A 23,457-nucleotide genomic window follows, 5' to 3' on the forward strand; every position below is an offset into this window, starting at 1 on the left:
GCCGGTCGGTGGCGCGTGTCCGGCGGTGGTCAGGCGCGGGCTGCGGCGATGGCGTCGGCCGCGAGCCGCGTCGAGCTGTCGCGGTCGCGGAGCCAGAGCGGGACCGAGTGGACGCGCAGTCCCGTGCCGTCGAGGGCGCCGACGGCCGCCGCGTCCTCCTCGCCGACCAGCCACGCGTCGAGCAGGCCGCCGGTGGAGCGCGCGCCGTAGTGCCGACCCACCGCCTCCGCCGAGGTCTCGACGCCGATGGCGGGCAGGCAGTGGTCGGCCATGCCGCGCACCACGGCGCCGCCGATGATCGGCGAGACGCCGACGACCGGAGCCGAGGTGGTCCGCACGGCCTCCGCGATGCCGGGCACGCCGAGGATCGTCCCGATCGACACCACCGGGTTGGACGGCGCGATCAGGACCGCGTCGGTGTCGGCGATCGCCTCGAGCACGCCCGGGGCGGGACGCGCCTCCTCGACGCCCTGCTGCACGAACCGGCGGGCGGGCACCGACGCGCGCAGCCGCACCCACCACTCCTCGAAGTGCAGCAGCCGGACGCCCTCGCCGGGCAGGTCGACCTCGACGTGGGTCTCGACGTCGGAGTCGGACATCGGCAGCAGGCGGACGCCGAGCGGCCAGCGCGCGGTGATCCGCTCGGTGGCCTCGGAGAGGGTCAGCCCGTCCCGCAGCATCGAGGTGCGGGCGAGGTGCGTGCCGATGTCGAGGTCGCCGAGGGTGAACCACGGCCAGCCGACGCCGAACGCGGTCAGCTCGGCCGAGACGCGCTCGCTCTCGCCGGCCCGGCCCCAGCCGCGCTCGGTGTCGTTGACACCGGCGAGCGCGTAGGTGAGCGAGTCGAGGTCGGGGCAGACCTTGAGGCCGGTCAGCCACATGTCGTCGCCGGTGTTGGCTACGACCGTGATCTCGGAGGGACCGCCGCCGGCCGCCTCGAGGTCGCGGAGGTGCTCGCGCACCGCGGAGGTGAAACGGGCGCCGCCGACGCCGCCGGCCAGGATCGTGATGCGCATCCGTCGACGCTACCGCGGACCGTGGACACCGCGGATTCCGAAGGACCGGCGCCTTAATGCTGCGGATCCGCGCCGGAAACACCCGGGAAACGTCGGAGGACGACGATGAACCCCTGTCCGGCGCACGGAGCGGAAGCGGTCATTGCCTTCGACCCTCGCGCGGACCACAGTGAGACCACGGCCCCTCGGCCCCGCCTCCCGCGTCTCGTGGGACCTCGGCGGAGCCTCGACCGGGCCGACCGAAGCATGGAGGTACCGATGACCATCGTCCGCGCAGCGATCACCCAGACCACGTGGACCGGCGACAAGGAGTCGATGCTCGACAAGCACGAGCAGTTCGCCCGCGACGCCGCCGCCCAGGGAGCGCAGATCGTCTGCTTCCAGGAGCTGTTCTACGGCCCGTACTTCGGCATCACCGAGGACAAGAAGTACTACCGCTACGCCGAGCCCGCCGACGGCCCGATCGTGCAGCGGTTCGCCGCGCTGGCGAAGGAGCTCGGCACGGTGATGATCCTGCCGATCTACGAGGAGGACATCACCGGCGTCTACTACAACACCGCCGTGGTCGTCGACGCCGACGGCACGATCCTCGGCAAGTACCGCAAGCACCACATCCCGCACCTCGACCGCTTCTGGGAGAAGTTCTACTTCCGCCCCGGCAACCTGGGCTACCCGGTCTTCGACACCGCTGTCGGCAAGGTCGGCGTCTACATCTGCTACGACCGGCACTTCCCCGAGGGCTGGCGCGAGCTGGGCCTGAACGGGGCGCACATGGTGTTCAACCCGAACGCGACCAAGCCCGGCCTCTCGAACCGGCTGTGGGAGGTGGAGGGCCCGTGCGCCGCCGTGGCGAACGGCTACTTCGTGCTCCAGCCCAACCGGGTCGGCCGCGAGGACAACGAGTACGGCGAGCTGGCCGTCGACTTCTACGGCACGAGCCAGGTGATCGACCCGCGCGGCGATTTCGTCGGCGAGCGCGGCTCGGGTGACAGCGAGGAGATCCTGATCCGCGATCTCGACCTCGACATGGTGCAGCAGATGCGCGACGACTGGCAGTTCTACCGCGACCGCCGTCCGGACTCGTACACGAGCATCCCGAAGCCCTGACCGCTGACGACCCGACCGCGCGACCGCCGCAGCACCGGAACCACCGAGGAGCATCGATGAAGACCCTCATCACGAACGGCACGGTCGTCAACGCGACCGGCACCGCCACCGCCGACGTCCTGATCGACGGCGAGACCATCGCCGCGGTGCTCGCGCCCGGCTCGACGCTGCTGGGCTTCGACCTCGCGGCGAACGTCGACCGCGTGATCGACGCGGCCGGCAAGTACGTCATCCCCGGCGGGATCGACGCGCACACGCACATGGAGATGCCGTTCGGCGGCACCTTCGCCTCGGACACCTTCGAGACCGGCACCCGGGCCGCGGCCTGGGGCGGGACGACCTCGATCGTCGACTTCGTCGTGCAGTACCCCGGCGAGAGCGTCGTCGACCGCTACCAGGCCTGGCAGGAGAAGGCGGCCGGGAACTGCGCGATCGACTACGGCTTCCACCAGATCCTCTCCGACGTGCAGGACTCGTCCCTGGTGGCGATGGACGAGCTGATGAACGAGGGGGTGACCAGCTTCAAGCTCTTCATGGCCTACAAGGGCGTGTTCCTCTCGGACGACGGGCAGATCCTGCGGGCGTTCCAGAAGGGCGCCTCGAACGGCGCGATGATGATGATGCACGCCGAGAACGGCGCGATCATCGACGAGCTGGTGAAGCAGTCGCTCGCCGCCGGCAACACCTCGCCCTACTTCCACGGCACCTCGCGGCCGTGGCAGGCGGAGGAGGAGGCGACGCACCGGGCGATCATGATCGCGGACCTCACCGGCGCGCCGCTCTACGTGGTGCACGTGTCGGCGAAGCAGGCGGTCGAGCAGATCGCGCAGGCCCGCGACCGCGGGATGAACGTCTTCGGCGAGACCTGCCCGCAGTACCTCTACCTCTCGCTCGAGGAGCAGCTCGGCGCACCGGGCTTCGAGGGCGCGAAGTGGGTGTGCTCGACGCCGCTGCGCTCGAAGGCGGAGGGGCACCAGCACCACATGTGGCAGTCGCTGCGCACCAACGACATCCAGATGGTCTCCACCGACCACTGCCCCTTCTGCATGAAGGGCCAGAAGGACATGGGCGTCGGCGACTTCTCGAAGATCCCCAACGGCATCGGCTCGGTCGAGCACCGGATGGACCTGATGTACCAGGGCGTCGTGTCCGGGCAGATCTCGCTGCCGCGCTGGGTCGAGCTCACCTCGACCACTCCGGCGCGGATGTTCGGGATGTACGGGAAGAAGGGCGTGATCCAGCCCGGGGCCGACGGCGACGTGGTCGTCTACGACCCGAACGGGCACACCTCGATCGGCATCGGCGAGGGCCGCAGCCACCACATGAACATGGACTACTCCGCCTGGGAGGGCTTCGAGATCGACGGCCACGTCGACACCGTGATCTCCCGCGGCAAGGTCGTCGTCGACTCCGGCGACTACATCGGCACCAAGGGCGACGGCAAATACATCAAGCGAGGTCTCTCGCAGTATCTGATCTGACCTGAAGTCCTCTTTTTCCCACCGCAACGAAGGAAGCCCCATGGACTTCGGAGTCGTCCTCCAGACCAACCCGCCCGCCTCGCGCACCGTCGCACTCGCCGTCCTCGCCGAGACCTACGGCTTCGACTACGCGTGGACGTTCGACTCGCACCTGCTCTGGCAGGAGCCGTACGTCATCTACTCGCAGATCCTCGAGAGGACCCACCGGATCACCGTCGGCCCGATGGTCACCAACCCGGCGACCCGCGACTGGACCGTCATCGCCTCGCTGCACGCGACGCTCAACGAGATGTACGGCAACCGCACCGTCTGCGGCATCGGCCGCGGCGACTCCGCCGTCCGCGTCACCGGCGGCGCTCCCACGACGCTGAAGACGCTGCGGGAGTCGATCCACGTCATCCGCGAGCTCGCGAACAGCCGCTCGGTCGAGTACAACGGCTCGACCCTGCAGTTCCCGTGGAGCCGCGGCTCCTCGCTGGAGATGTGGGTCGCCGCCTACGGGCCGCTCGCGCTGAAGCTGGCGGGGGAGACGGGCGACGGGTTCATCCTGCAGCTCGCCGACCTCGACATCGCGCGCTGGATGATCCAGACGGTGAAGGACGCGGCGGCGAACGTCGGCCGCGATCCGGAGTCGCTGCAGTTCTGCGTCGCGGCGCCGATGTACATCGGGACCGACCGCGCGCACATGTACGACCAGTGCCGCTGGTTCGGCGGGATGGTCGGCAACCACGTCGCCGACATCGTCGGCCGCTACGGCACGAGCGGCGCCGTCCCGCAGGCGCTGACCGACTACATCGCCGGGCGCGAGGGCTACGACTACAACGAGCACGGGCGGGCCGGCAACTCGCACACCGCGTTCGTGCCCGACGAGATCGTCGAGCGCTTCTGCGTCCTCGGCACCGCCGACGAGCACATCGCGAAGCTGACGGCGCTCGCCGAGATCGGCGTCACGCAGTTCGCCGGCTACCTCCAGCACGACAACAAGGAGGAGACGCTGCGCGTGTACGGCGAGCGCGTCATCCCGGCCCTCGGCCCGCACATCGTGGCCAAGGCATGAGGTCGCCGGCCGCGACGCGCGGGGTCCTGCTCGGCGCGGCCGGGCTGCTCCTGCTCGCGGTGCTCTGGGAGGTCTACAAGGCCCTCGGGCCGGAGACCGGCGTCGTCGTCGGCGGCGTCACCGTGCTCCCGCGCACCAGCGCCATCGCGATGCCGCACCTCTGGGAGATCGCCGGCCGGCTCGGGGAGCCGATCACCGGCGCCCGCGACGCGCCGGTGCTCTGGCTCGCGGTGCTGCAGGCCAGCGCCTTCTCGCTCGGGGTCGCGGCCGTGGGCTGGGTCGTCGGCGTGGTCGTCGGGCTGCTGCTCGCCGTGCTGATGCAGCGCTTCCGCACGGCCGAGTCGGCGGTGCTGCCGTGGATCGTGCTGAGCCAGACGGTGCCGCTGATCGCGATCGCGCCGCTGGTGCGCCGCTGGGGCTCGCAGCTCGAGCTCGGCGCGTTCACCTGGGAGAACTGGATGTCGGTGGCGCTGATCGCCTCCTACCTCGCCTTCTTCCCGGTCTCGATCGGCGCGCTGCGCGGACTGAACGCGCCGTCGGCGCACCAGGTCGAGCTGATGCGCGTCTACGGCGTCGGCTGGTGGAAGACGCTGCTGCGGCTGCGCCTGCCCGCGAGCGTGCCGTTCCTCCTCCCGGCGCTGCGGCTCGGTGCCGTCAGCGCCGTGATCGGCACCGTCGTCGCCGAGGTCTCGATCGGCCTGCGCGGCGGCATCGGCCGCATGATCATCGAGTTCGCCTCCTCCGCCGGGGGAGACCCCGCCAAGCCCTGGGCGCCGATCCTGGGCGCGGTGCTGGTGGGCCTCGCGGCCGCCGGCGTCGTCGGCCTGATCGGCACCGCCCTCCGTCCGTTCCGCAGAGGGGAGCAGCCCGCATGAGCGCTGCCGAACCGGCCGTCGTCGTCGACTCCGTCACGAAGACGTTCACCACGAAGAAGAGCACGAGCGTCACCGCGCTCGACACCGTCTCGCTCGAGATCGCCGCGGGGGAGTTCGTGTCGCTGATCGGGCCCTCCGGCTGCGGCAAGTCGACGCTGCTGCGCCTGATCGCCGACCTCGACGAGCCGACCTCCGGCTCGATCTCGGTGTTCGGCAAGACGGCGCGGCAGGCGCGGCTCGACCAGGAGTACGGGATCGCCTTCCAGCAGGCGGGGCTGCTGCCCTGGCGGAGCATCCGCGCGAACATCGCGCTGCCGCTCGAGCTGCACGGCGTGGGCACCGCCGCTCGCCGGTCGCGGGTCGACGAGCTGCTGGCGCTCGTGGGGCTCGGCGACTTCGCCGACTCCTACCCCGACCAGCTCTCCGGCGGGATGCAGCAGCGGGTCGCCATCGCGCGCGCCCTCGCCGAGAGCCCCCGGCTGCTGCTGATGGACGAGCCCTTCGGCGCCCTCGACGAGATGACGCGCGAGCGGATGCAGACCGAGCTGCTGCGCATCCGGAGCGAGACGGGGGCCGCCGTGGTCTTCGTGACGCACTCGATCCCGGAGGCGGTGTTCCTCTCCGACCGCGTGGTGGTGATGTCGCCGCGACCCGGCCGGATCCGCGACGTGCTGCGGATCGCACTGCCCGACTCCTCCGAGCGCGAAGCGGGGGTGCGCGAGGACGCGGCGTTCTTCTCGGACGTCGGCGCCGTGCGCGAGCTGCTGCACGGCGACGCCGCCGCGGTGCCGCGCGGGGTGGAGAACCGGTGAGCAGCCCCGCGCTCGCCCGGGCGGTCGTCGCGCCGCTCGTGCTCGGCATCGCGGCGCTGCTGCTCTGGCAGGTCGGCGTCACGGCGCTCGACGTGCAGCCGTTCGTGCTGCCGTCTCCGCTCGCGATCGGGGCGGAGTTCGCGCAGAACGCCGGCTCGGTCCTGGCCGGGAGCCGGGTGACCGGCGGCAACGCGCTGATCGGGCTGGTCGCCGGGGCGGTGCTCGCGGTGCTCGTCGCCGGGGTGTCGGCGCTGGTGCGGGTCTTCGACGGGCTGGTGGCGGCGATCGTCGCGGCGGCGGCCGTCGTGCCGATCGTGGCGCTCGCCCCCGTGCTCTACACGATGTTCGGCGCCAACGTGGAGACGGCCCGGCAGCTCGTGGCGGCGCTCGCGGTCTTCGTGCCGGTGTATGTCAACACGCTGAGGGGGCTGCGTCAGGCGGCACCCGTGCACCGCGATCTGATGCGCGCCTACGCCGCCTCCCCGTGGCAGACGGCGCGGACGATCACCCTGCCCGGGGCGGTGCCGTTCTTCTTCACGGGGCTGCGGATCGCCTCCTCGCTCGCCGTGATCTCGGCGCTGGTCGCCGAGTACTTCGGCGGGCCGATCGGGGGCCTGGGCAAGTCGATCACCTCGGCGGCGTCGGGCAGCGACTACGCGCTCGCCTACGCCTACGTGCTCGGGGCCGTGCTCGTCGGCCTCGTCTTCTACTGCGTCACCGCGGGCCTCGAGGCGCTCGCGCTCCGGCGCAGCCACGCGCGCTGAGGCGCGCGTCCCCCCGCTCCCGCCGGCTCGCGTCGGCGGGCCCTTCGGCACCACCCGAACGCACCACCCGCACCACGGCACTCGCTCCATCCGCACCACGGCTCCATCCGCTCCACCGCTCCATCCGCTCCACGGCACTGACGGCCCGCCCGGGCCGCATCCCGCACCGCACCGCACCAGGAGGAACAGTGAACAGACGCACGCGCATCGCGATGACGACCACGGCGGGGATCGCCGCCGTCGGCCTCGCGCTCACCGGCTGCAGCGCAACCAGTGACACCGGCTCCGGAGGCTCGGGGGACTCGGGCGATCTCACGCCCGTGACACTGCAGCTCCAGTGGGTCGCCCAGGCCCAGTTCGCCGGCTACTACGCCGCCGTCGACCAGGGCTACTACGAGGACGAGGGCCTCGACGTGACCATCGCCGAGGGCGGCGGCGACATCGTCCCGCAGGACGTCCTCGCCTCCGGAGACGCCGACTACGCGATCTCCTGGGTCCCGAAGGTGCTCGGCTCGATCGAGAACGGCGCGAACATCACCGACGTCGCCCAGATCTTCGAGCGCAGCGCCACCACGCAGATCTCGTTCAAGGACAAGGGCATCACCTCGCCCGCCGACCTCGCGGGCAAGCAGGTCGGCAGCTGGGGCTACGGCAACGAGTGGGAGCTCTTCGCCGGAATGCAGAAGGACGGGGTCGCGCTCGACGACATCTCGCTCGTGCAGCAGCAGTTCGACATGAACGGCTTCCTCGCGGGCGACATCGACGCGGCGCAGGCGATGACCTACAACGAGTACGCGCAGGTCCTCGAGTCGACGAACCCGGCCACGGGCGAGCTCTACACGCCCGACGACCTCAACGTGATCAGCTGGAACGACGTCGGCACGGCGATGCTGCAGGACGCGATCTGGGCCGACGCGGACAAGCTCTCGAGCGACGACGCCTACGCCGAGCAGACCGTCGCCTTCATCAAGGCGTCGATCAAGGGCTGGATCTACGCGAAGGACAACCCGCAGGAGGCGGCGGACATCGTCACCGCGGCCGGCTCCACCCTCGGCACCAGCCACCAGCTCTGGATGACCAACGAGGTCAACAAGCTGATCTGGCCCTCCACGAACGGTGTCGGCATGATCGACGAGGCCGCCTGGGACCAGACGGTCGACATCGCCAAGACGACGGAGAACGAGACCGGCGCGACCATCATCAGCGACGACCCGCCGGAGACCGCCTACTCGAACGAGTACGTCGAGAAGGCGCTCGCCGAGCTCGCGGACGAGGGCGTCGACACCAGCGGCGCCGACTACGAGCCGATCGAGGTGACGCTGGAGGCGGGCGGCGCCTGACGCGTCCCCCTCCCACTGACCACCCTCTCCATTCCGCAGAAGTTGCGGTAGTCGATCCCGGCTACCGCAACTTTTGCGTACTCGCCCGCAACTTTGAGGAGTGAGGGCGTGGGGCGAGCGCGGGATCCGGGCGACCTCCGCCCGGGCGTGGCGCGGGGGACTAGGCTCGATCCTCGTGACTACTTTCAAGAAGACGCCGTTCACCGTGAACGTGCGCGACATCGTGAACCGCCCGGGGGAGATGCGCGAGCACCGTCTCGACCTCGAGGCGCCCGAGGCCTTCGGCGAGGGCATCGTCGCCGTCCGCCAGGGCGCGCCGCTCGATCTCGACGTCCGGATCGAGTCCGTGCACGAGGGCATTCTGGCCAGCGTCCAGGTGTCCGCCGAGGCCGTCGGCGAGTGCAGCCGCTGCCTCACCGACATCTCCCTGCCTGTCGATGTCGAGTTCCAGGAACTTTTCGCGTACTCTTCTGACGAAGCTTTCGACTATGAGGTTCACGACGACCACGTGGATCTTGAACCTCTGGTCAGGGATGCGGTGGTGCTGTCGCTGCCGTTCCAGCCGGTGTGCCGGCCGGATTGTCCGGGCCTCGACCCTGTCACGGGGGAGCGGCTGGCCGAGTCCTCCGTGACCGAGCCCGAGGCTCCGCGCGACTCCAGGTGGGCCGCGCTCGCCGGGTTGGGCGAGTCGGGGACCGGTGGGGCCGCAGCGCCCGGAGCTTCCGCAGACAGTGGTGCCGGCGCCGAGCCGCGCACCGAAGACGACCGAACCTGATCAGCCCCGCCTGATCCGACCGAGCTAGAGAAGAGAGAATCATGGCTGTTCCCAAGAGGAAGAAGTCCCGCGCGAACACCCACGCTCGTCGTTCGCAGTGGAAGGCGGAGGTCCCGCCCCTGGTGAAGACCGTCGAGAACGGCAAGACCGTCTACAGCCTCCCGCACCGCGCCAAGGTCGTCGAGGACTCCGCGGGCACCGCGCTGTTCCTCGAGTACAAGGGCCGCAAGGTCGCGAACGTCTGATCCAGTCCCTCCGGCTCCGCGTCGCTCCGCGGCACGAGCCGTGCGGTCCATGGTGAACCAGACCTCTGCCACACCCTCCAGCGACGACCGGTCGCGTCTGGAGGCCACGCTCGGCGTGAGCCTCGACGGTGAGCTCTTCGAGCTCGCCCTGACGCACCGGTCGTTCGCTTTCGAGCACGGCGGCCTCCCGCACAACGAGCGCCTCGAGTTCCTCGGCGACTCGATCCTCGGGCAGGCCGTGACGGTCATGCTCTACACCGAGTACCCCGCGCTGAGCGAGGGCGACCTGGCCAAGCGCCGGGCGAGCCTCGTCTCGACCGTCGCTCTCGCGGAGATCGCCCGCGGCATCGGCCTCGGAGAGCACCTCCGCCTCGGCCGCGGCGAGGAGATGACCGGCGGCCGCGACAAGTCGTCGATCCTCGCGGACACCGTCGAGGCGATCATCGGCGCCGTCTATCTCGGCACCGGCCCGGACGCCGCGCGCGACCTCGTGCTGCGGCTGATCGCCCCGCTGACCGCGGATCCGCTGCGCTTCGGCGTCTCGATGGACCCGAAGACGAGCCTCCAGGAGGCGGCGGCCGAGCGCGGCGCGCCCGCGCCCCGCTACGAGATCGCCGCGACCGGACCGGACCACAGCAAGGTCTTCGTCGCCACCGTCGTCGTCGGCGGGCTGGTCACCGCGCGCGGCGAGGGGACGAGCAAGAAGGCGGCCGAGATGGCCGCCGCCCTGGACGCCTGGACGCGCCTCTCGGCGACGGCTCCGGGTGAGCCGGTCGCCCCCGCGGCGCCGGCCGCTCCGATCGAGGGCTGACCGTGCCCGAGCTGCCCGAGGTCGAGGTGGTGCGGGCCGGGCTCGCTCCCGCCGTCACCGGCTCGCTGGTGACGAGCGTCGAGATCGTCGACGAGCGCTCGCTCAAGCGCCATGTGCACCCGCTCGGCTCGTTCGAGGGGCTGCTCGTCGGGCGGCGGCTGCGCGGCGCGGTGCGACGCGGGAAGTTCCTCTGGCTGCCGGCCGGGCGCGACGAGGCGCTGCTCGTGCACCTCGGAATGAGCGGGCAGGTGCTGCTGCGGACGGCCGACGCCGCGCTCGCGAAGCTGACCCGCATCCGGATCGGCATCGAGCATCCGGAGCACGGCGAGCTGGCCCTGCACTTCGTCGACCAGCGGATCTTCGGCTCGATGGCGATCGACTCGCTGGCTCCCACCGCGGACGGCGCTCCGGGCGGCTACGCCGGCGACGACGCGGTCGACGGCGACTGGCTGCGGGCCGTGCCCTCGCAGGTCGCGCACATCGCCCGCGATCCGCTCGACCCGTTCTTCGACCTCTCCGCCGTCCTCGGCGTGCTGGCCCGACGGAACAGCGGCATCAAGCGCTCCCTGCTCGATCAGACGCTGGTCAGCGGCATCGGCAACATCTACGCGGACGAGTCGCTGTGGGCGGCCGAGCTGCACCCCGAGACGCCGAGCTCGTCGCTGACCGAGGCGCGGATCCGCCGCCTCTTCGCCGAGGTCCGCTCGGTGCTCGAGCGCGCCCTCGCCGAGGGCGGCACCAGCTTCGACGCCCAGTACGTCAACGTGAACGGCGCCTCCGGCTACTTCTCGCACAGCCTCCACGCCTACGGCCAGACCGGCAAGCCATGCCCGCGCTGCGGCGAGCCGATCGTCCGCGTGCCGTTCATGAACCGCTCGTCGCACCTCTGCCCGCACTGCCAGCGGCCGCCGCACTGAGCGACGCGGCCGCAGGTCCGGTCGGCGCTGCCTTCGGCGGAGGAGCCGCTGCAGAACAGCAGCTGAGGTGGCAGGTCATCGCTGAGGGGCGATGAGCAGGACTCCTGGCTGATGTTCTGCGTCGGCCTGCTCGGCTGAACGGGCGGGGCCGGGTCAGGCGGTGGCCTTCTCCTCCGCGGGAGTCGCGTGCTTGACGTGGGCGATGAGGTGGCCGAGGAGCGAGGCGATCAGGGTGATCGCGGCCGCGATGGCGAGGCCGAGCCAGAGGCCGACGTTCAGGGCCAGGGCGCCGACTCCGGCGCCGGCGGCGATCAGGACGACGGCGGTGGCGCGGCGGAACCAGGGCTGGCCCTTGCCGCCACCGAGGCGGGAGTCGGCGGCGAGGCCGGTGATGGTCGAGGTGACGACGACAGTGGTGACGTCCTTGACCGCGATGTGGCGGGCGGTCGCGGCCTGGAGGCCCATCGCGAGGCCCAGGACGCCGGTGACGGTGAGGGCCAGGGGCTCGGGGTGCTCGGGGACGACGCCGAGCACGACGGCGAGCACGGCCATCAGCAGGCCGACGACGGTGAAGAGCCAGGAGGAGCGGGTGGTCCAGCCGGCCTTCACCGGGCGCAGGACGCGGCCGCCGATCGCGGCGCCGAGCATGAAGCCGGCGAGGGCGATGATCGGGCCGACGATGGGGAGGTCGTCGGCGCCGGCGAGCGCCATGCCGAGGATGACCACGTTGCCGGTCATGTTGCCGGTGAAGACCCGGTCGAGGCCGAGGTAGCCGACGGCGTCGATGATGCCGGTCGAGAAGGTCAGGGCGAGCATGAGGCCGAGGTGGACGTTGTCGGTGCGCGTGCGCAGGCGTCGGAACACGGGGGTCCTGTCGTCGGAGGGGAGGGGCGGGTACCGCGAGATGCCACTTGTGCGCACCTCCATCGGCGTGTCGCGTGCACAAGTGGCATCTCGCGGGAGGGAGCGAGGGTGGTGCGGGGCCGATACTGCCATGGATGCGGCGGGCGGCCGGGACACGAGGGCGCAACACGGCGCCGCTACTGTCGGACGGAGTGCGGGGCGGGCCCGCGCGGAGAGGCGGCCATCGTGCAGGACGTGCAGAGGCGGGACGCGCAGGGGCGGCCTGCGCAGGAGCAGCCGGCGGTGTGGGCGGTGCAGCCCGGGGAGGGGCTTCCGGAGGGGGTCGAGTACCTGCCGGCCGGGCCGGGATCGGTGCTGTGGGGGCGGCTACCGTGCGCGAGCGACCGGGCGGTGCTCACCGTGGACTCCGGTGCTGATGTGGTCGTCGACACTCTGAGCCACGAGGGGATCCTGGAAGATCAGGGGCGCGATCCCGTCGCGTTCTTCGGGGCGCACGGTGTGGCTCCCGAGGGGGTGCTGCGCGACGCGATCGAGCTCGCCGCGGACGGGCCCTTCCGCGACACCGCCGTCGACGGGCCGCACGTGGTGACCGGGCCGATCGCGGTGCGCGGCGCGCAGCCCGGCGACCTGCTCCGGATGACGCTGCTCGAGGCCGAGCCGCGCGTCCCGTACGGCGTGATCTCGAACCGGCACGGGCGCGGCGCGCTGCCGGGGGAGTACCCGCTGGCCGCGGGGTCGTTCAGCGCGTTCGCCCGCGTGGAGGAGGGCGCCGACGGGATCCGCCGGGGCGTGCTGCCGCTGACCCCGGGCGGTGAGCGCTCGGCGCGGTTCGAGCTGCACCCGTTCCTCGGGATCATGGGGGTCGCGGTGGCGGGCGACGAGCGGCCGCACTCGGTGCCCCCGGGTGCGCACGGCGGCAACATCGACATCTCGCTGCTCACGGCGGGCACGAGCGTGTACCTGCCGGTGCAGGTGCCGGAGGCCCTCGCCTACGTCGGGGACCCGCACTTCGCGCAGGGCGACGGCGAGGTCGCGCTGACGGCGATGGAGGCCAGCCTGCGGGTGCGGGTGCGGTTCGAGGTGATCCCGCGGGCGGAGGCGCTCGCCGCGTTCGGCGAGATCGCCGGGCCGCTCGGCGAGACGGCCGAGTTCCTGGTGCCGACGGGCATGGACGAGGACCTCGACGTCGCGGTGCAGAACTGCGTACGGGCGGCGATCGCGCTGCTCCAGGCCCGCTACGGGATGGACGCGAGCCTCGCCTACGCGTACCTCAGCGCGGCGACGGACTTCAACATCTCGCAGGTCGTCGACCTGGTGAAGGGCGTGCACGCCCGGGTGCGGACGGCGGACTTCGATGAGTGAGCAGCACGGCGCCGATCCGCGCGTCACGACGCTGGAGGGGGAGCTGCCCGACGGGCTCGTCGACGCGGTGCTCGCCTACGAGTCCGCGCTGGCGGCCGACGACGTGCCGGCGCTCGCCGACGCCTTCGTCCGCAAGCCGACGACGCTCCGTGGGGACGCCTCCGGGCTGCTCGTGGGGCACGACGCGATCACCGGGTTCCGCGGGCGGCGGGGCGGGACGCCGCCGCGAGCGCTCGCCGAGCTGCACGTGCGGGCCCTCGGGGCGGACGACGCGCTGGTCGTGACAGTGAACCTGCCGGCTCGTGGCGCGCGCGGGCTGGTGACGCAGCTGTGGACGCGGGACTCCGGAGTGTGGCGGGTGCGCGCCGCGCAGGTGCAGGCGCCCGCGCCGGCTCTCGACGTGCGGGTGTGGCGGGCGGTCGGGGCGCCGCTCGTACCCGCCTCCGCGGCGGGGCCGCTCGACGGGCTGGACGTGGCGGTGAAGGACCTGTTCGCGATCGAGGGGCAGCGGATCGGCGCCGGGATCCCCGTGCGCCTGGCGGAGGCCGAGGTCGAGCGATCCACCGCGCCCGCCGTCGCGATGCTGCTGCGTGCGGGAGCGTCGGTGCGCGGGATCGCTCAGACCGACGAGTTCGCGTACAGCATCGCGGGGCGGAACTCCGGCTACGGGACGCCGTCGAACCCGGCGGTGCCGGGGGCGATCCCGGGCGGCTCCTCGAGCGGACCCGCCGCCGCGGTGTCGCTCGGGCAGGCGTCGATCGGGCTCGCCACGGACACGGCGGGGTCGATCCGCGTGCCGGCGTCGTACCAGGGACTCTGGGGGCTGCGGACGACGCACGGAGCGGTGCCGGTCGAGGGGCTGCTGCCGCTCGCGCCGAGCTTCGACACGGTGGGGTGGCTGACGCGGGATCTCGAGGTGCTGCGGCGGGTGGCGCGCGTCGCGCTGACCGGGCCTGCGGAGGCGCCTGCGGACGGGTTCGTCGTCTGCGACGCGCTGCTCGAGAGGGTCGACGCGCCGGTCGCAGCCGCGTTCTCGGCGGTGGTCGACGGGCTCGGGGCCGAGCGGATCGAGCTGCCGCCGGTGGCGGAGATGTTCGAGGCGTTCCGTCTCGTGCAGGCGGCGGAGGCGTGGGCGTCGGACGGTGCCTGGGTCGCCGCGCACCCGGGCGTGCTGGCGCCGGACGTGCAGGGGCGGTTCGAGGCGGCGGCGCGGATCGACGCGGAGACCGAGGCGGCGGCGCGGGAGCGGGTCGCGGGGTTCCGCGAGCGGCTCGACGCGGCGCTGGCCGGACGGGTGCTGCTGCTGCCGTCGGCGTCGTCGGTCGCGCCGGCGCTCGACGCGTCGGCCGAGGTGATCGATGCGGCGCGGACGGCGACTCTCGGGTTGACCTGTCTCGCGGGGATCGGCGGGTATCCGGCGCTGTCGGTGCCGCGGCTGAGCGTCGGCGGGCGACCGGTTGGATTGTGCCTGGTCGGGCCGCGCGGGGCGGATCCGGTACTGCTGGAGCTGGCGGCGGAAGTGCTGGGGTAGGAGGGCCCCGGAGCAGAGCATTTCGACGATGGTGGAGGACTCCACCCATGCTGATCGAGTAGCCCGCGGAGCGGGCGTATCGAGTGGAGGGGGCGCCTCCGGCGCCATCGCAGGGCGGGGAAGAGGCCGACGTGCATGCGGTGGTGGGTCTCGATACGCCCCTGCGGGGCTACTCGACCAGCACAGGCTGCGGGCGTCTCTTCCCGGTGGACCCTCCCACGCCGAAACATGGGCGAAACGTCTGTTGCAGTAGGCTCGTGACCTGAAACAGGTTTTTCTCTGCACGTCCGACTGCGAAGAAGGTGGCTCCCATCCCGACCGCGCCCGCGATCTCGACGTTCCTCCCCATCGACCCGCCGCCCCGGCTGCTGATGGGCCCCGGCCCGATCAACGCCGATCCGCGGGTGCTCCGCGCGATGTCGGCGCAGCTGGTGGGCCAGTACGACCCGTTCATGACCTCGATGATGAACGAGACGCAGGAGCTCTACCGCCGCGTCTTCGCCACCTCGAACGAGAAGACGATGCTCGTCGACGGCACCAGCCGCGCCGGCATCGAGGCGGCGCTCGTCTCGATGCTCGAGCCGGGCGACAGGGTGCTCGTGCCCGTCTTCGGCCGCTTCGGCCACCTGCTCCGCGAGATCGCCGAGCGCTGCGGCGCGGAGGTGCACGTGATCGAGGCGGAGTGGGGCCAGGTGTTCCCGGTCTCGGTCATCACCGAGGCGATCGAGCGCGTGCGCCCGAAGGTCCTCGCGGTCGTGCACGGCGACACGTCGACGACGATGGCGCAGCCGCTCGAGGAGCTCGGCGCGATCTGCGAGAAGCACGGCGTCCTGTTCTACACCGACGTCACCGCGTCGCTCGCGGGCAACGCGTTCGGCGCCGACGAGCTCGGCCTCGACGCCGTCTCGGCCGGCCTGCAGAAGTGCCTCGGTGGGCCCTCCGGCTCCGCTCCCGTCACCTTCTCCGAGCGCGCCGTCGCCGTGATCGAGGCGCGCAAGAGCATCGAGGCCGGGATCCGCGACGAGGGCGACGCGGTCAGCGCGCACCCGGTCCGCTCCAACTACTTCGACCTCGGCATGGTCTTCGACTACTGGGGTCCGCGCCGGCTCAACCACCACACCGAGGCCACGACGATGCTCTACGGCGCGCGCGAGTGCGCCCGGCTGATCGTCGAGGAGGGCCTCGAGACCACGATCGCGCGCCACGAGCTGCACGGCTCGGCGATGCTCGCCGGCGTCCAGGGGCTCGGCCTCCGCGTCTTCGGCGACCTCGCGCACAAGATGAACAACGTCGTCGCGGTGCACATCCCGGACGGCGTGAACGGCGACGCGGTGCGCGGCGCGATGCTGGAGGACTTCGGCATCGAGATCGGCACCTCCTTCGGTCCGCTGCACGGCAAGGTCTGGCGGATCGGCACCATGGGCTACAACGCCCGCCAGGACACGGTGCTGACGACCCTCGCCGCGCTCGAGGCGGTCCTGCGCCGCGCGGGCGCGACCGTCGCTCCGGGCGGCGGCGTCGCGGGCGCGTACGGCGTCTACGACTCCGCACGGGCAGGCGCGGCGTGAGCGTCGTCGACGCCGCCGCGATCATGGCGCGCTGCGACGAGCTCGCCGCGGTGTCGAGCACCCGCGGCGCGATCGAGCGCGTCTACCTCTCTCCCGAGCACGCCCGCGTCAACGCGATGGCCGCGCGCTGGATGGAGGACGCCGGCATGCGCACCTGGCAGGACGCGGCCGGCAACCAGTGCGGCCGCTACGAGGGCGCGACGCCGGGGCTGCCCGCGCTGCTGCTCGGCTCGCACCTGGACACCGTGCCCGATGCGGGGCGCTACGACGGGATCCTCGGCGTGATGCTCGCGATCGCCGTCGTCTCCCGGCTGAACGCCGCCGGCACGCGGCTGCCGTTCGCCGTCGAGGTCGTCGCGTTCGGCGACGAGGAGGGCACCCGCTTCGGCACGGCCCTGCTCGGCTCCCGCGCGGTCGCCGGCACCTGGGACGAGCACTGGTGGGAGCTGGAGGACGCGCACGGCACGACCCTCGTCGAGGCGTTCCACGAGTTCGGCCTCGACCCCTCGCGCATCTCGACCGCGGCGCGCGACGCCGCCGACGTCCTCGCCTACCTCGAGACGCACATCGAGCAGGGCCCGTACCTGGAGGAGGCGGACCGCGCGCTCGGCGTCGTCTCCTCCATCGCCGGGGCCCGGCGCTTCGCGCTGACCCTCACCGGCAAGGCCGGCCACGCGGGCGGCGTGCCGTTCGACCGCCGCCGCGACGCCCTGACCGGGGCCGCCGAGGCCGTGCTCGCCGTCGAGCGGATCGCCCGCGAGCACGGCGCGATCGCCACCGTCGGCCGCCTGGAGGCGTTCCCGGGCGCGGTCAACGTGATCCCGGGCCGGGTGGAGTTCTCGCTCGACCTGCGCGCCGAGTTCGACGACGTCCGCGACACCGTCTGGGACGGGATCGAGCACGCGATGTCGGAGACGGCCCGCCGCCGCCGGCTCGCGCTGACCGTCGAGGAGACGCACGGGGCGCCTGCCGTCGTCGCGGCCGACTGGCTGCAGGACGTCGTCCGCACCGGCATCCGGGCGACCGGCGATGCGGAGCCGATGGTGCTGTTCTCCAAGGCCGGGCACGACGCGATGGCGATCGCCGACCTCACCGAGTACGCGATGCTCTTCGTCCGCTGCGAGGGCGGCGTCAGCCACCACCCCGAGGAGAACGTGACCGAGGCCGATGTCGCGACCGCGCTGGACGCCTTCGAGGCGGCGGTGCACGCGTTCGCCGAGGCGCGGGCAGGACGGGTGTGACCGCCTCGGCGCCGATCGCCGAGCACCGCACCGACGCCTCCGCACCGAGCATCGGCCGCCGGATCGACGCGGGGTACGCCTCGCTGTCGCGCCAGGAGCAGCGCGCGGCCGACTTCATCCTCGACCACCTCGGCGACCTCGCCAGCTACACCGCCACCGAGCTCGCGCAGCACAGCGGTGTCTCGAAGGCCACGGTCTCGCGGCTCTTCCGCCGGCTGGGCTTCTCCAACTCGCAGGAGGTGCGCGAGCACGCCCGTGCGCTGCGCAGCTCCGGGGTGCCGGTCGGCCCGGCGTCGGCCGGAGCCCCCGCCGACGCGCTGGCCGCGCACCTCGAGAGCGAGCACGCGAACCTCCGCCGGCTCGCGACGACCTTCGCCGACGGGCGGCTCGAGGAGTCGGTGCGACTGCTCTCCGGCGCCCGCGAGGTCGTCGTGATCGGCCTGCGCAACAGCTACCCGGTCGCGCTGCACCTGCGCCAGCAGCTCGCTCAGGCGCGCGCCCGGGTGCGGATCGCGCCGCAGCCCGGGCAGTCGCTCGGCGAGGAGATCGCGGGGCTCGGCGCGGAGGACGCGGTGGTGCTGGTCGGCTTCCGGCGGCGGCCCGCCTCCTTCGCGGCCGTCGTCGAGGTGCTGGCCGCGCACGGGGTACCCGTCGTGCTGCTCGCCGACGCGCACGCGCGGCGCTTCGCGGATCGCTGCGCCGTCTGGCTGGAGTGCCCCGTCGACAGCGAGGCGGCCTTCGACAGCTACGCGGCGGCGATGAGCGCGGTCGCCGTGCTGGCCGCCGGGGTGCTCGGCGCCGTGCCGCGGGAGTCGCGCGAGCGCATCGCGGGCATCAGCACGCTCTACGCCGAGCTGGCGGAGCTGGAGGAGCGGCCGTGAGCGCCGAGGCGGCCGAGCTGATCCGGGCGCACGCGCGGCACCCGGTGGGGCGGGACGAGACGGCGCCGACGGAAGTGCTCGGCCGGGCCGAGCTGCTCACGCCGACCTGCGGCGACCGGATCGAGGTCCGGGTCTCCGGCGGCGCGGCGGCGCTGTCGATCGGCTGGTCGGGGCGCGGGTGCGAGGTGTCGCAGGGCTCTGCGTCGCTGCTCGCGGACGAGCTCGACGGGCTCGACGCGGTCACTGCCCGCGGGCGCGTCACCGCCTTCCTCGCCGCCATGGCCGCGCACGACGCGGTGTCCGGACGCGCCGTGGAGTCGGTCGCGGGGGAGCCGCTCGGCGACGAGGCGGCACTGCTACTGGTCGCCGCGAACCCGGTGCGCTCGGTCTGCGCGACGCTCGCCTGGCGCGCGCTGCGCGACGCGCTCGACGAGAGCGGGCTCGGATGACCGCGTCAGTCCGGACCGTCGTGGTCGGCTCCGGAGAAGAGGTCGCCGCACTCCACCGCGAGCGCTTTGCGCTGCGCCAGGTAGTCCCGGGCGCCGGAGTCGCCGGAGAGCGTCTCCGCGAGCGGACGCCAGTGCGCGCTGCCCAGCAGCACGGGATGACCGGGGCGACCCCCGTAGGTCGCCCGCGCGAGCACCGCCGGACCGACGGGGGAGTCGCGGAGCAGGCGCTCGCCGACCGCGGCGGGCTCGTCGGGCAGGTCGACGAGCGTCACCAGGGCGGCGTCACCGTGCGCGGCCCGCAGCCCGGTGCGCAGGGAGGCCGACAGCCCCTCGGCCCAGTCCTCCGCGACGACGACGCCGGCGCGCTCCGGGACCAGGGGCCGCGCCTCCTCGGCCCCGGCGCCGAGCACCACGAGCACGCTCCCGCAGCCCGCGGCCCCGAGTCGCACCACCGCGCGCTCGACCCAGCCCACGCCCGCCGCATCGCGTCGCAGCGCCTTCGGTCCGCCCGCCCGGCGCCCCGCGCCCGCGGCGAGCACCACCCCCACCACGTCCATCCGACCATCGTGCCGCACACCCGGGCCGACGAGGAGACCGCATGACCGACTCCACCACCCTCCGCGATGCGCTGCTGGCGTGCCTCGCCGTCCCGCGCTGGGCCGACGAGGTCGCCGCGGGCGCGCCCTACACCTCGACCGACGATCTCGCCGCCGCGGCCGACGCGAGCGCGCGCACGCTGACCGCCGAGGAGGTGGAGGCGGCGCTGGCCGACCACCCGCGGATCGGCGAGCGGCACGCGGGCGCGGGACGCTCCTCCGACTTCTCCGCCGCCGAGCAGGCGTCGAGCCTCTCGCCGGACGAGGCGCTGGCCGAGCGGCTGCTGGCCGGCAACCGGGCCTACGAGGAGCGGTTCGGGCGGGTGTTCCTCATCCGCGCGGCCGGGCGCGACCGCGCCGAGATCGTCGCCGAGCTGGAGCGCCGGCTCGGCCTCGACGAGGACACCGAGCGCGGGATCGTCGCCGACCAGCTGCGCGAGATCACGGTGCTGCGGGTGCTGGCGCTCGGCCCGGAGACCGGCGCCGTCGTGGAGGCGGGCCGATGAGCGCGCACCGCAGCCACGTCACGACGCACGTGCTCGACGCCGTGCTCGGCCGGCCGGCGCGGGACGTGCCGGTCGCGCTCGAGGCGCGACGAGGATCCGGCTGGGAGCCGGTCGCGAGCGCGTACACGGACGCCGACGGCCGCGTCGCCGAGTTCGGCCCGACGGAGCTGCCCGCGGGCATCTACCGCGTCGTCTTCGACACCGCCGCGTACTTCGAGCGCTCGGGCACGGAGTCGTTCTACCCCGAGGTCGTCGTCGCGTTCCGGCTCGAGGACACGTCAGCGCACTTCCACATCCCGCTGCTGCTGAGCCCGTTCGCCTACTCGACCTACCGGGGGAGCTGAGCGTGCAGCTCGGGGAGCTCCTCGACGCGCCGTCGCTGCGGATCCGCGCCGTGCACACCACCGAGGAGGCGCTCGCCCGCGAGGTGAACTGGACGTTCACCACCGATCTGCTCGACCCGCGCCGCTACCTGGCGCGCGATCAGCTCGTGCTCACCGGCATGATGTGGCGGCGCACGGCCGAGGACAGCGAGGCCTTCGTGTCCGCGGTCGCGTCCTCCGGCGCCGTCGCGCTGCTGGCCGGCGAGGGGCTCCTGGGCTTCGTGCCCGACGACCTGGTCGCCGCCTGCCGCGCGCACGGCGTCGCGCTGTTCGCCGTGCCGGCCGACGTGTCCTTCGCCTCGATTACCGCGCACCTCTCCAATGCGCTGGCGGGAGATCGTGTCGCGCGGCTGACCGCCGGGCTCGCGCGCCAGCGGCAGCTGCTGACCGAGGTCTACCGCGGACAGCTGCTCGACGAGCTGATCGCGCGCACCTCGACCGAGCTGGGGCGGCCGGTGCGCGTGCTGACCGCGACCGGGCGCTCCGCCGCCGCGTCCGCGGACCCGCTGAGCGCCGACGAGGTCGACCGCGTCGTGCACGCCGCCCTCACGTCGCGCCGCACCCCGGTGACGGTGCCGGACGCGCACGGAGGAGTGCTGTCGATCCTCGTCATCGCGGGGGCGGAGGAGCACCGCGCCGTCTCGTGGTTCGTCGTCGTCGCCGGCGACTGGAACGAGTGGCACCCCTCTCTGCTCGACGCGATCACCGAGCTGACCGGTGTCATCGGGCTCTATCGGCTGCAGCGCGAGGCGGCCGTGCTCGCAGACGCGGCGCTCGCCGACCGGCTGCTCGAGCTGATCGAGGAGGACAGCGAGCAGCCCGAGACGGCGGTCTACCTCCGCCAGCTGGGCCTCGGCGGCGTCGAGCGGTTCGCGGTGCTGGCGGCGGCGGTGGACGGCGACGGCGACCTCGCGCGCTCGGTGCTGACGGACGCGGTGGCGCACCTGGGCCGGGCCGTCGTGGGCCGCGACGTCGACGGCGCGGTGGCGCTGGTCCCGGTGGCGGACGACGAGGCACTGGCCGTGGTGACCGCGGCGCTGCGCCGTGCCGGAGCGGCGCTGGACGGAGCGGTGCTGCGGGTCGGAGTGAGCGCGCCGAGTCCGCTGGCCGCGCTCGGTGGGGCGCTGCGGTCCGCGCGGTACGCGCTGCGGCTGCCGTCCGCGCCGGGCGACGCGTCGCCGGTGCGGATCGGGACGGCCGGCGAGGTGACCTCGGCGGTGCAGCTGCTGAGCGCGGTGCCCGACCACCTGCGCGCGGTGTTCGTCGAGCTGGTGCTCGGCCGGCTGATCGAGCACGACGCGCGCTACAACTCGCAGCTGGTGGCGACGCTCTCGGCGTTCCTCGACTGCGGCGGCTCCTGGGTGCGCGCGGCCGAGCAGACGCACCTGCACCTCAACACGGTCCGCTACCGCATCGCCCGGGTCGAGGAGCTGACCCAGCGCGACCTCTCGAACACCTCCGACCGCGCCGACCTCTTCCTGGCGCTGCGGCTGCGCTGAGCAACCGTGCTGATCGAGTAGCGGGCCCAGCGCGCGTCTCGAGATCCGCCGGCGTCTGCACGCGAGGGTCTCGATACGCCCCTGGCGAGGCTACTCGACCAGCATGAAAGGGGCGAGGATCCGGACGTCGGTGCACTCTTTCTTACTGATCGAGTAGCGCGCGGAGCGCGCGTATCGAGATCCGCCGTCGTCTGCGCGCGTGGGTCTCGATGCGCCCCTGGCGGGGCTACTCGACCAGCATGGACGCGGGCCCTGCGGGGTTGCTCCACCAGCACGCCTGCCGGGGTCCTCGACGTACAGGCGCTGCGGCTGAGCCGGCCTGCTCAGGAGGCGTCGCGGTCGACGACGGGTTCGAACCAGGCCTGCAGCTCGACGAGTCCGTCCGGGTACTCGGCCGCGCGTTCGATCGCCTCGTCGGTGAGGACGGTCATCCGGACCGTGAAGACCGGGTCGGGATCGTCGCCGCTCGTCTCGCTCGGCTGCCAGAGGCTCGAGGACAGGACGGTCTCGGCTGCGGCGAGGACCGGGTCGGCCTGGACGCGGTCCAGGTCGTCGGCGGTGATGTCCGTCTGCAGGACGCAGAGTGCGCCCGGGTAGGCCGTGGCGAGATCCGCCGCGACGACCGCGGGGTCGGCGTCCGCCGCGACGGACAGCAGCGCGATCTGCGTGCTGTGGTCGACGAACGTCTGCGCGTTGCCGAGCACGGTGCGCGGATGCGCCTGCTGGTAGGCGGCGGCCTCGTGCAGCCCGAGCGCCGCCATCGACCGCCAGCCGCCCGCCGGAGCGCTGCAGCCCTCGGGCTGTGGGACGGGCTGGGCGTCGGAGTAGGCGATCTTCTCCTCGTCCGTCGCGAAGCTCGGAGCCGGAGTCGGCGCGGCGGTCGGCGTGCTGCTGCTCACGGGGACGTACCGCTCGCCGTCGGCGCTGACGAAGTCGAAGGAGCGTCCCGAGAGGCGTCCGACCACGTAGGCGGGGATCGTCTCGACGCCGTCCTCGGTCCGCGGCCGGAACCCCTGCGCCGCGCTCTGCGCGCGGAGGTCGTCGGGTGCGATCCCGGTGAGGGAGAGCCCGTCCTCGCACGGGGACGGTCCCATGGTGAAGCCGGGATCGCCGTCGAACGGGCAGAGGCGCATCGCGTCGCCGGTGAATCGGATGTCGACCGCTGCCGCGACCAGGTCACCGGCGCTGGCCGCGGCGCTCGCGTCGGGCGTCGACGCCGGTGTCGGAGACGACGCGCAGCCGGCGAGCACGAGGCCCAGCAGCGCGGAGGCGAGAACCGGGGCGAGTCGACGGGTCATGGCCCGACGCTAGCGCGCTGCTCCGCCCGAGGACAGGATCATCGGGATCACGACTCGAGCGGAGGCCGCGTGGACGGGG

The 23,457-nt window shown here is 72.9% G+C and carries 24 protein-coding genes; 20 read left to right on the forward strand and 4 right to left on the reverse strand.

Going from position 1 to position 23,457, the window contains the following annotated elements; genetic code table 11:
- Positions 1–29: 29 nt before the first annotated feature.
- Complete coding sequence (gene cofD / locus EDF36_RS05130; RefSeq protein ID WP_123732141.1) at positions 30–1,016, reverse strand: 2-phospho-L-lactate transferase; 987 nt, start codon at positions 1,014–1,016, stop codon at positions 30–32.
- Between the two features lie 258 nt (positions 1,017–1,274).
- On the opposite strand from cofD, the gene EDF36_RS05135 reads away from it, so the two are divergent.
- The 11 genes from EDF36_RS05135 (at position 1,275) to mutM (ending at position 11,200) form a co-directional block, all read left to right on the forward strand.
- Entirely contained in the window at positions 1,275–2,123 is an 849-nt protein-coding gene (locus EDF36_RS05135) for a nitrilase-related carbon-nitrogen hydrolase (protein ID WP_123732142.1), read from the forward strand.
- 56 nt (positions 2,124–2,179) lie between these two features.
- Positions 2,180–3,604: a dihydropyrimidinase gene (gene hydA / locus EDF36_RS05140; protein WP_123732143.1), complete on the forward strand. Its 1,425-nt coding sequence runs from the start codon at positions 2,180–2,182 to the stop codon at positions 3,602–3,604.
- Between the two features lie 40 nt (positions 3,605–3,644).
- Positions 3,645–4,661, forward strand: coding sequence for a TIGR03842 family LLM class F420-dependent oxidoreductase (locus EDF36_RS05145; RefSeq protein ID WP_123445675.1), 1,017 nt, complete (start codon positions 3,645–3,647; stop codon positions 4,659–4,661).
- On the forward strand, positions 4,658–5,536 hold the full coding sequence (locus EDF36_RS05150; RefSeq protein ID WP_123732144.1) for an ABC transporter permease: 879 nt from the start codon (positions 4,658–4,660) through the stop codon (positions 5,534–5,536). The genes EDF36_RS05145 and EDF36_RS05150 overlap by 4 nt, the downstream gene beginning before the upstream one ends.
- Complete coding sequence (locus tag EDF36_RS05155) at positions 5,533–6,348, forward strand: ABC transporter ATP-binding protein (RefSeq protein WP_123732145.1); 816 nt, start codon at positions 5,533–5,535, stop codon at positions 6,346–6,348. Before EDF36_RS05150 ends, EDF36_RS05155 begins: the two co-directional genes overlap by 4 nt.
- Positions 6,345–7,112, forward strand: coding sequence for an ABC transporter permease (locus EDF36_RS05160; RefSeq protein ID WP_123703193.1), 768 nt, complete (start codon positions 6,345–6,347; stop codon positions 7,110–7,112). The genes EDF36_RS05155 and EDF36_RS05160 overlap by 4 nt, the downstream gene beginning before the upstream one ends.
- A 188-nt stretch (positions 7,113–7,300) precedes the next feature.
- Positions 7,301–8,452, forward strand: coding sequence for an ABC transporter substrate-binding protein (locus tag EDF36_RS05165; RefSeq protein ID WP_260300531.1), 1,152 nt, complete (start codon positions 7,301–7,303; stop codon positions 8,450–8,452).
- A gap of 175 nt (positions 8,453–8,627) precedes the next feature.
- Positions 8,628–9,227: a YceD family protein gene (locus tag EDF36_RS05170; RefSeq protein WP_397459890.1), complete on the forward strand. Its 600-nt coding sequence runs from the start codon at positions 8,628–8,630 to the stop codon at positions 9,225–9,227.
- Positions 9,228–9,268: 41 nt separating this feature from the next.
- A complete protein-coding gene (gene rpmF / locus EDF36_RS05175; protein ID WP_123445680.1) occupies positions 9,269–9,472 on the forward strand; it encodes a 50S ribosomal protein L32 in 204 nt (67 codons plus the stop codon).
- A gap of 49 nt (positions 9,473–9,521) precedes the next feature.
- Positions 9,522–10,283, forward strand: a complete 762-nt coding sequence (rnc, locus tag EDF36_RS05180; protein ID WP_123732146.1) for a ribonuclease III — start codon at positions 9,522–9,524, stop codon at positions 10,281–10,283.
- A gap of 2 nt (positions 10,284–10,285) precedes the next feature.
- Entirely contained in the window at positions 10,286–11,200 is a 915-nt protein-coding gene (gene mutM, locus EDF36_RS05185; protein WP_123732147.1) for a bifunctional DNA-formamidopyrimidine glycosylase/DNA-(apurinic or apyrimidinic site) lyase, read from the forward strand.
- Positions 11,201–11,353: 153 nt separating this feature from the next.
- Here mutM and EDF36_RS05190 read toward each other — a convergent pair whose 3' ends face one another.
- Positions 11,354–12,064: a YoaK family protein gene (locus EDF36_RS05190; protein ID WP_311316374.1), complete on the reverse strand. Its 711-nt coding sequence runs from the start codon at positions 12,062–12,064 to the stop codon at positions 11,354–11,356.
- A gap of 234 nt (positions 12,065–12,298) precedes the next feature.
- Here EDF36_RS05190 and EDF36_RS05195 point away from each other — a divergent pair, with 234 nt between their 5' ends.
- The 6 genes from EDF36_RS05195 to EDF36_RS05220 all read left to right on the forward strand — a co-directional run bounded on the left by EDF36_RS05195 (position 12,299) and on the right by EDF36_RS05220 (position 19,096).
- Positions 12,299–13,426 (forward strand): acetamidase/formamidase family protein, encoded by a 1,128-nt coding sequence (locus tag EDF36_RS05195; RefSeq protein ID WP_221181612.1) that lies wholly within the window; start codon positions 12,299–12,301, stop codon positions 13,424–13,426.
- Positions 13,419–14,957: an AtzH-like domain-containing protein gene (locus EDF36_RS05200; protein WP_123732150.1), complete on the forward strand. Its 1,539-nt coding sequence runs from the start codon at positions 13,419–13,421 to the stop codon at positions 14,955–14,957. The genes EDF36_RS05195 and EDF36_RS05200 overlap by 8 nt, the downstream gene beginning before the upstream one ends.
- A gap of 371 nt (positions 14,958–15,328) precedes the next feature.
- Positions 15,329–16,525, forward strand: coding sequence for an alanine--glyoxylate aminotransferase family protein (locus EDF36_RS05205; protein WP_123732430.1), 1,197 nt, complete (start codon positions 15,329–15,331; stop codon positions 16,523–16,525).
- Positions 16,522–17,766 (forward strand): allantoate amidohydrolase, encoded by a 1,245-nt coding sequence (locus EDF36_RS05210; protein ID WP_243586621.1) that lies wholly within the window; start codon positions 16,522–16,524, stop codon positions 17,764–17,766. Before EDF36_RS05205 ends, EDF36_RS05210 begins: the two co-directional genes overlap by 4 nt.
- A complete protein-coding gene (locus tag EDF36_RS05215) occupies positions 17,763–18,647 on the forward strand; it encodes a MurR/RpiR family transcriptional regulator (protein ID WP_260300532.1) in 885 nt (294 codons plus the stop codon). Before EDF36_RS05210 ends, EDF36_RS05215 begins: the two co-directional genes overlap by 4 nt.
- Positions 18,644–19,096 (forward strand): iron-sulfur cluster assembly scaffold protein, encoded by a 453-nt coding sequence (locus EDF36_RS05220; protein WP_123732151.1) that lies wholly within the window; start codon positions 18,644–18,646, stop codon positions 19,094–19,096. Before EDF36_RS05215 ends, EDF36_RS05220 begins: the two co-directional genes overlap by 4 nt.
- A 5-nt stretch (positions 19,097–19,101) precedes the next feature.
- On the opposite strand, the gene EDF36_RS05225 is transcribed toward EDF36_RS05220, so the two are convergent.
- Positions 19,102–19,653 (reverse strand): NTP transferase domain-containing protein, encoded by a 552-nt coding sequence (locus EDF36_RS05225; protein WP_123732152.1) that lies wholly within the window; start codon positions 19,651–19,653, stop codon positions 19,102–19,104.
- Between the two features lie 41 nt (positions 19,654–19,694).
- Here EDF36_RS05225 and uraD point away from each other — a divergent pair, with 41 nt between their 5' ends.
- Genes uraD through EDF36_RS05240 form a run of 3 tightly spaced genes read left to right on the forward strand, consistent with a single transcriptional unit; the run spans position 19,695 to position 22,080 of the window.
- Entirely contained in the window at positions 19,695–20,198 is a 504-nt protein-coding gene (gene uraD / locus EDF36_RS05230) for a 2-oxo-4-hydroxy-4-carboxy-5-ureidoimidazoline decarboxylase (RefSeq protein ID WP_123732153.1), read from the forward strand.
- Entirely contained in the window at positions 20,195–20,542 is a 348-nt protein-coding gene (gene uraH / locus EDF36_RS05235) for a hydroxyisourate hydrolase (protein WP_123732154.1), read from the forward strand. The genes uraD and uraH overlap by 4 nt, the downstream gene beginning before the upstream one ends.
- Positions 20,543–20,544: 2 nt before the next feature.
- Positions 20,545–22,080 (forward strand): helix-turn-helix domain-containing protein, encoded by a 1,536-nt coding sequence (locus EDF36_RS05240; RefSeq protein WP_123732155.1) that lies wholly within the window; start codon positions 20,545–20,547, stop codon positions 22,078–22,080.
- A 323-nt stretch (positions 22,081–22,403) separates the two neighbouring features.
- On the opposite strand, the gene EDF36_RS05245 is transcribed toward EDF36_RS05240, so the two are convergent.
- On the reverse strand, positions 22,404–23,378 hold the full coding sequence (locus tag EDF36_RS05245) for a hypothetical protein (protein ID WP_123732156.1): 975 nt from the start codon (positions 23,376–23,378) through the stop codon (positions 22,404–22,406).
- Positions 23,379–23,457: the final 79 nt, after the last annotated feature.

The organism is Rathayibacter sp. PhB152, from assembly GCF_003751395.1.
Lineage (GTDB): Bacteria > Actinomycetota > Actinomycetes > Actinomycetales > Microbacteriaceae > Rathayibacter > Rathayibacter festucae.